At 72.0% G+C, this 6,376-nt stretch carries 6 protein-coding genes; 5 read left to right on the top strand and 1 reads right to left on the bottom strand.

Features of this window, described 5'->3' with window-relative positions; translation table 11 throughout:
- The first annotated feature begins 364 nt into the window (after nt 1–364).
- The 4 genes from metG to ACWTSU_RS08270 are packed head-to-tail and all read left to right on the top strand — an operon-like array spanning nt 365 to nt 4,307.
- Nucleotides 365–1,975, top strand: a complete 1,611-nt coding sequence (gene metG, locus ACWTSU_RS08285) for a methionine--tRNA ligase (protein ID WP_455139620.1) — start codon at nt 365–367, stop codon at nt 1,973–1,975.
- A gap of 2 nt (nt 1,976–1,977) precedes the next feature.
- Nucleotides 1,978–2,853 (top strand): 16S rRNA (adenine(1518)-N(6)/adenine(1519)-N(6))-dimethyltransferase RsmA, encoded by an 876-nt coding sequence (rsmA, locus tag ACWTSU_RS08280; protein ID WP_455139618.1) that lies wholly within the window; start codon nt 1,978–1,980, stop codon nt 2,851–2,853.
- A 2-nt stretch (nt 2,854–2,855) separates the two neighbouring features.
- Nucleotides 2,856–3,866: a TatD family hydrolase gene (locus ACWTSU_RS08275; protein ID WP_455139616.1), complete on the top strand. Its 1,011-nt coding sequence runs from the start codon at nt 2,856–2,858 to the stop codon at nt 3,864–3,866.
- A gap of 9 nt (nt 3,867–3,875) precedes the next feature.
- Nucleotides 3,876–4,307, top strand: coding sequence for a hypothetical protein (locus ACWTSU_RS08270; protein WP_455139614.1), 432 nt, complete (start codon nt 3,876–3,878; stop codon nt 4,305–4,307).
- A gap of 10 nt (nt 4,308–4,317) precedes the next feature.
- Here the strand turns inward: ACWTSU_RS08270 and ACWTSU_RS08265 are convergent, their stop codons facing one another.
- The gene (locus tag ACWTSU_RS08265; RefSeq protein WP_455139612.1) at nt 4,318–4,812 is read right to left on the bottom strand and encodes a hypothetical protein; all 495 of its coding nucleotides are present in this window, start codon (nt 4,810–4,812) and stop codon (nt 4,318–4,320) included.
- 232 nt (nt 4,813–5,044) lie between these two features.
- On the opposite strand from ACWTSU_RS08265, the gene ACWTSU_RS08260 reads away from it, so the two are divergent.
- The gene (locus tag ACWTSU_RS08260) at nt 5,045–5,776 is read left to right on the top strand and encodes a ComF family protein (protein ID WP_455139610.1); all 732 of its coding nucleotides are present in this window, start codon (nt 5,045–5,047) and stop codon (nt 5,774–5,776) included.
- Nucleotides 5,777–6,376: the final 600 nt, after the last annotated feature.

Here is a 6,376-nt window from a genome sequence, read left to right as displayed (position 1 = left end):
CCGCCGCGGGGCCGTCCGGCTCGCTCGCCGACGAGATCGCCGCCGGGCTGGCCTCCGGCGAGCCCAAGAGCGCGCTGGCCAAGCGGCTCGCCAGGTCCTTCTCGCTGCCCCGCGCCGAGGTCTACGACGCCATGGTGGCCGCCGCCTCCGCGCGCGACGAGTGACGTGCGGGAAGCTGACGGTCTTCTCGCCCAGAGCGTCCGGACGCCGCACGTCAACGGCGGAGGTGCGGCTTCGGGACGGTTTTGACGCCCAAGGCGTCCGGACGCCGCACGCCCGCCGCACGCCGGTCGGCATCCGCGCCGCGCCCCGGCCCTGCGGTACAATCGACCCCGCATGCACGTCCGTCATGAGGAGCCGACACATGGCAGAGAAGCCTTCCTACTACATCACCACGCCGATCTACTACGTCAACGCCGCCCCGCACCTGGGCACCGCCTACTGCACGATCCTCGCGGACGTCCAGGCGCGCTTCCGCCGCGCGGCCGGCTACGACGTGAAGTTCCTCACGGGCATGGACGAGCACGGCGAGAAGGTCGCCGAGGCCGCGGCCGCCCACGACATGACCCCGCAGCAGTGGTGCGACTCCCAGGCGCCGCTGTTCACCGGCCTCTGGGAGACCCTCGAGATCTCCAACGACGACTTCATCCGCACCACCGAGCCGCGCCAGCACCACGCCGTCCAGTACCTCTGGGAGCGCATGCGCGAGGCGGGCTACATCTACAAGGGCTCCTACGACGGCTGGTACTGCGTGCCGGAGGAGACCTACTTCACCGAGACCCAGGTCGAGAAGGCCGACGAGGAGCGCGACACCAAGGGCCAGCACCTCTGTCCCGACTGCGGCCGTCCGCTCGAGCGCGTCCAGGAGGAGTCCTGGTTCTTCAAGCTCTCCGCGTTCCAGGACCGTCTGCTCGCGCTCTACGACGAGCACCCCGACTTCGTGCGGCCCGACTTCCGCATGAACGAGGTGCGCACGTTCGTGGCCGGCGGCCTGCAGGACCTCTCGGTCAGCCGCACCACCTTCGACTGGGGCATCCAGCTGCCGTTTGACGAGAAGCACGTCACCTACGTGTGGTTTGACGCGCTGCTCAACTACATGACCGCCGTGGGCTACGGCGTGGACACACCCGAGGCCCGCGCCGAGCTGGCGCGCCGCTGGCCGGCGCAGTGCCACGTGGTGGGCAAGGACATCATCCGCTTCCACTGCGTGATCTGGCCCGCCATGCTCATGGCCATCGGCGAGGCCCTGCCCGAGCACGTCTTCGCGCACGGCTTCCTCACGGTGCGCAACGCCGAGACCGGCAAGGCCGAGAAGATGTCCAAGTCCCGCGGCAACGCGATCGCGCCGCAGGACGTGATAGACCTTCTGGGCGTCGAGGGCTACCGCTACTACTTCATGACCGACGTCAACCACGGCGAGGACTCCGCGATCAGCTTCGAGCGCATGGAGCAGGTCTACAACGCCGATTTGGCCAACAGCTGGGGTAACCTCGTGAGCCGCGCGCTCAACATGAGCGCCAAGTACTTCGACGGCGCCACGCCCGCGCTGGCCGACGGCTGGGCCGAGAAGGACGGCGTGCTCCGCGGCATCGCCACCGGCATCTACGACGCCTACGCCGCGTGCATGGAGCGCTTTGACTACGTGGGCGCCAAGGACGTCGTGATGGAGCTCGTCCACGCCGCCAACCACTTCATCGAGGACTCCGCGCCCTGGACCGTGGCCAAGGACCCGGAGCGCGCCGGTGAGCTCGCCGACATCATCGCGAGCCTGCTCGAGTCCATCCGCATCTGCGCGCACCTGCTCGCGCCGTTCATGCCGTCCACCTCTGCCGAGGTGCTGCGCCGCATGAGCCTGGGCGACGAGGCCGCGACCGACGACCTGCGCGCGGCCTGCGCGTGGGGCGGCCTGGTCGGCGGGGCGCCCGTGACCAAGGGCGACGCGCTCTTCCCGCGCCTCGTGGCGGACAAGAAGTAGCCGTGGCGTCCTCACCGCTCGCGAGTCCGGGCGCCACGCGCGCGCTGCTCGAGGCCTACGGCCTGGCCACCAAGCACCGCCTGGGCCAGAACTTCCTGGTGAGCAACGCGGTGGTCGAGAGGATCTGCGCGCTCGCGGAGCTTCCGGCCGACGCGCGCGTGCTCGAGGTCGGGCCCGGCATCGGCACCCTCACGCTGGCGCTTCTCGCCGAGGCGTCGCACGTGGTGGCCGTCGAGGCCGACCGCACGCTCGAGCCGGTGCTCTCGGCGCACGCCGCGGCCCACCCGGGGTTCTCGTTCATCATGGGCGACGCGCTGCGCGTGACGCCGGGGCAGGTCGCCGAGGCCGCGGGCGGTGCGCCCACGGTCATGGTGTCCAATCTGCCCTACAACGTGGCCGCCACGATCATCCTGCGCTACCTGCAGGAGATGCCGTCGCTCGAGCGGCTGGTGGTGATGGTGCAGGCCGAGGTCGCCGACCGCATCTGCGCCGAGCCCGGCAGCCGCACCTACGGCGCCTACACGGCCAAGCTGGCCCTTCTCGCCCGCGTGACCGGGCGCTTCGAGGTGGGGCCGCGCAACTTCATGCCTCCCCCGCACGTGGACTCCGCCGTGGTGCGCATCGACCGCCTGTCCCAAAAGGGGACAGGAGAAAAATGGGACATCCCGGCCGTCTCCGCCGTCATCGACGCCGCGTTCGCGCAGCGGCGCAAGACCATACGCAACTCGATGTCCGCGTCCGGCTTCGAGAAGGGCGCGCTCGACGCGGCGTTCGCGGCGTGCGGCATCGCCCCCACCTGTCGCGCCGAGACGCTCGCGCCCGCCGACTTCGTGCGCCTGGCGAACGCGCTCTCCCCGCTGACCTCCCCGAAGGAGTGACCATGTCCGAGCAGATTTCCCTCGACGACCGCACGCTCGCGGACGGCGCGCTCTTCCACGACCGCAAGGGCAACCCCGTCGAGGCGCCCGAGCCGCTCGCGCCGCTCGCCGACACCCACGGCCACCTCACGAGCTTCCGCGCGCACGACCCGGCGCTCGCCCTCGCGCGCGCCGCGGTGGCCGGCGTGCGGCTGCTCGTGGTGCCGGTCGACCCCGTCGAGGACGTTCCCGGCCGCTGGGGGAGCGTCGCCGAGCTCCTGGGCTGGCTGGACGAGCAGGTCGAGCTCGCGGGGCGCTGCCTCGACGAGTGGGCCGCGCGCGGCGTGGTGCCGCCGGACTTCGAGGGTACGGACGCGCCGGCGCTTCTGGACAACGTGCGCATCGTGGCCGGCGCGCACCCCTACGGGGCGGCCGAGCTGGACGACGAGGCGATCGCGCGCCTGCGCGAGCTGCTGGCCAGCCCGCGCGCCGTGGGCGTGGGGGAGTTCGGGCTCGACTACGGCCCGTACAACAAGGTGCCGTACCCGGTGCAGGAGGAGGCGTTCCGCTGCCAGCTGCGCGTGGCGCACGAGCTGGGGCTGCCGGCGGAGCTGCACATCCGCGACGCCGTCGGTGATGCCGCGTGCGGGGCGCACGCCGACGCCGCGCGGATCCTTGCCGAGGAGGGCGTGCCCGCGAGCGGCTGCGACCTGCACTGCTTCACCTCCGACGTCAAGGTGATGGAGGACTTCACGCGCCTCGGCTGCCACGTGGCCTTCGGCGGGGCGGCCACCTTCAGCCGCTCCGACGACATCCGCGCCGCGGCCGTCTACTGCCCCGAGCGCAAGCTGCTCTCCGAGACCGACAGCCCCTACATGGCGCCGGTGCCCCTGCGCGGGGAGGAGTGCGAGCCGGCCATGGTGGCGTTCACCGCGGCCCTTCTCGCCGACGTGCGCGAGGCCGCCGGGCGCGGCAGCCGGGCGGCCACGTACCGCGCGCTCTGGGAGAACGCGCGGGCCTTCTTCGGGCTGTAGGGGGTCGTCATGCCCGCTCGTCTGATCTTGGCCCTGGTCGCAATGGCCGGGTGTCTCGTCTTGATGGTCATCCTGTTCGTGGTTGCCTGGCGGCGCACGCTCGCGGGGGTCGAGGCGTCGGGGCTGCGCTACCGACTGCGCTGCGAGGCCTGCGGCAACGAGTTCGAGCTCGCGCCGCGTGCGTACACCCGCTCGAAGGTGCAGCGCTCCCGTTCGGTCACGAGGACCGAGGCGCGGGGCGTGACGCTGGTGCGCAGGCCGCGCTACGGGTATCTGGCCAAGCGCTTCGTCTGTCCGGCGTGCGGCGAGAGGCACTGGTGCGAGGTCCTGAACGCCAATGAGGCTCAGGACGTCGCGACGCCGATCGCGCTGCGGTGCTTCGGGGCGGCCCTGGCGGCGCTGGTTGTGATTGGGTTCGCGCTGCGGGCGGTGCTCGTGTAGGGCGGCGTCCCTACGGGCGGGGCGTCCGGCGCGCCATGAGCCGGGCGTAGCGAGAGGGATCGACCGCCTCGGTGGGGAAGTCGGCGCCCGCGCGGATCGCGGCGACGAGGCGGTCGATGGCCTCGGAGACGCGCCGGCGGCGCCACCCCATGCGGGGGCAGCGCACCGCGCGCGCCACGACGTCCGCGTCGATGACGGCGAGGCCGCCCCTCCAGGCGAGGCCAGCCGCGGCGCAGCGACGTGCCAGCTCGCCCAGGGCGTCGAGCGCGGGCGCGGGGTCGGTGCCGTCCGTGACGCAGACGGCGTAGACGCGCGCGCCGGGCGGGAGCTCGGGTAGTGCGCCCATCTCGGCACCCGTCGCGAGGCCGAGCACGGCGGCGTCGCCGTCCGCGCCGGCGCCGTAGACGCGCTCGTAGACCGCGCACGCCTCGGCGAGGTCCGCGAGCAGGTGCGCCACGGCGGGGTCCGCCGCGCCGGCCGATATGTCCCGGGTGAGAAGCCGCATGTCCCGTATGGTACGCCGCCGCGCGTCCTTCTCGCCCGTTGACGCGCAGCCTCCCACGCCCGCCGCTTTTCAAATAACCCGCAAAAAATGATTTCATATTCATATAATCGCAGGAAAGAAAAACGAGTTTGTCAGAATATGCGTGTTAATCAGTGACGACGGGCGAGAAGGGCAGCGCGCGTGGTAGAGTCGGGGCCCGTCGCGCGGGTCCCGCGGCGGGAGGGGGTGGCCCATGCGCATCGGACAGCTTGCCCGCGCCGCGGCCGACGAGCTCGCCGAGCTCGTGTGGCCCACCCGCTGCGTGGGCTGCGACCAGCCCGGCGAGCTGCTCTGCGACGAGTGCCGCGCCGCGCTGCCGTGGGTCGAGCAGCGCCTGGCCTGTCCCGTCTGCGGCGCGCCGTACGGCTTTCTCACCTGCACGGAGTGCGACGGCGCCTGGCCCACCCGCGCCGCCGTGGCCGCGACGGGCTTCCACGGCGCGCCCGCCCGCCTGGTCGCCGCCCTCAAGGACGCCCACGAGCTGCGCCTGGCCCCCGTGATGGCGGCCGCGATGCTCACGGCGCTCGACGAGGCGTCGGCCTGGCCCGCCCCGGACGGCGCGCCCCGCTTCGACCCCGACGCGATTGACGGGGTCTGCTTCGTGCCGGCCACCGCGGCCGCCTACGCGCGGCGCGGCTTCGACCACATGGAGCTCGTGGCCCGCGCGCTCTGCTCGGCCGCCGACCTGCCGCTTGCTGACGCGCTCGTGCGCGCGGCCTCCCGCGACCAGCGCGAGCTCGGGCGGCGGGAGCGCGCCGCCAACCTTTCCGGCACCATGCGCGCGGTCGGCGACGTGGCGGGCGGGCGCCTGCTGCTGCTCGACGACGTGGCCACCACCGGCGCGTCGGTCGCCGAGGCCACGCGCGTACTTCTCGCCCGCGGCGCCGCCTCGGTCACGGCCTGCGTCTTCGCCCGCGTCTGGTGACGGCGGCCGATCCCGATGCGCCCGCGGGCCGCTTGGACAAGTTCGGCGGCATTTGTGTATTCGTGGCCCACAGATGCACCTTTTGTGGGCCACGTACCGAGAAGGAGGTGCGAGAAGGCCCTCGATCGGCGCCCTCGGGCACCCAAAAGCATCGATTCACGACATCTGTGTCCTTCTCGCTGGGTACGTGGCCCACAGTTGAGGCATTTGTGGGCCACGAATACTCAAATGCCGTATTTGTGGGCCAGGGACCAGGCGACGCCGGAAGCGGGACAAGACCCAGACCCCGCCCGCCCCGCTCCGCCGCGACCGGCGCGCCCGCGGAACCGCCGCGCCGTCGGCGACGTCGCGCGGGTATACTCGAAGGCGTCTCGACCCAGGTCTGTGGTTGCGGCCGGCTCCCGCGCGGGGCCGTCCAAGTCCATGCCAGACGAGGGCAAAGGGATCCACGTAAGCCCGGGCGTGCGCGTCCGGGCGATCATGGCTCGTCCTAGAGGTAAGTCGCACCGCCCGTCAGACGAGAGGCATCCGGCCTCGCGGGCGAGAGGGGCAAGAGTGGAGGAGGAGAAGAGCAGCAAGCAAAATCCTCAGTGCGCAAGT

It is taken from the genome of Thermophilibacter sp. (assembly GCF_966187215.1).
Note: the sequence above shows the minus strand (reverse complement) of the source record. Positions and strands in the feature narration are given on the sequence as shown.

Coding starts and splice junctions, on each gene's coding strand:
- ACWTSU_RS08275 (WP_455139616.1), top strand. CDS start 2,856: ATGTCCGAGCAGATTTCCCTCGACGACCGCACGCTCGCGGACGGCGCG.
- ACWTSU_RS08260 (WP_455139610.1), top strand. CDS start 5,045: ATGCGCATCGGACAGCTTGCCCGCGCCGCGGCCGACGAGCTCGCCGAG.
- ACWTSU_RS08270 (WP_455139614.1), top strand. CDS start 3,876: ATGCCCGCTCGTCTGATCTTGGCCCTGGTCGCAATGGCCGGGTGTCTC.
- ACWTSU_RS08265 (WP_455139612.1), bottom strand. CDS start 4,812: ATGCGGCTTCTCACCCGGGACATATCGGCCGGCGCGGCGGACCCCGCC.
- metG (WP_455139620.1), top strand. CDS start 365: ATGGCAGAGAAGCCTTCCTACTACATCACCACGCCGATCTACTACGTC.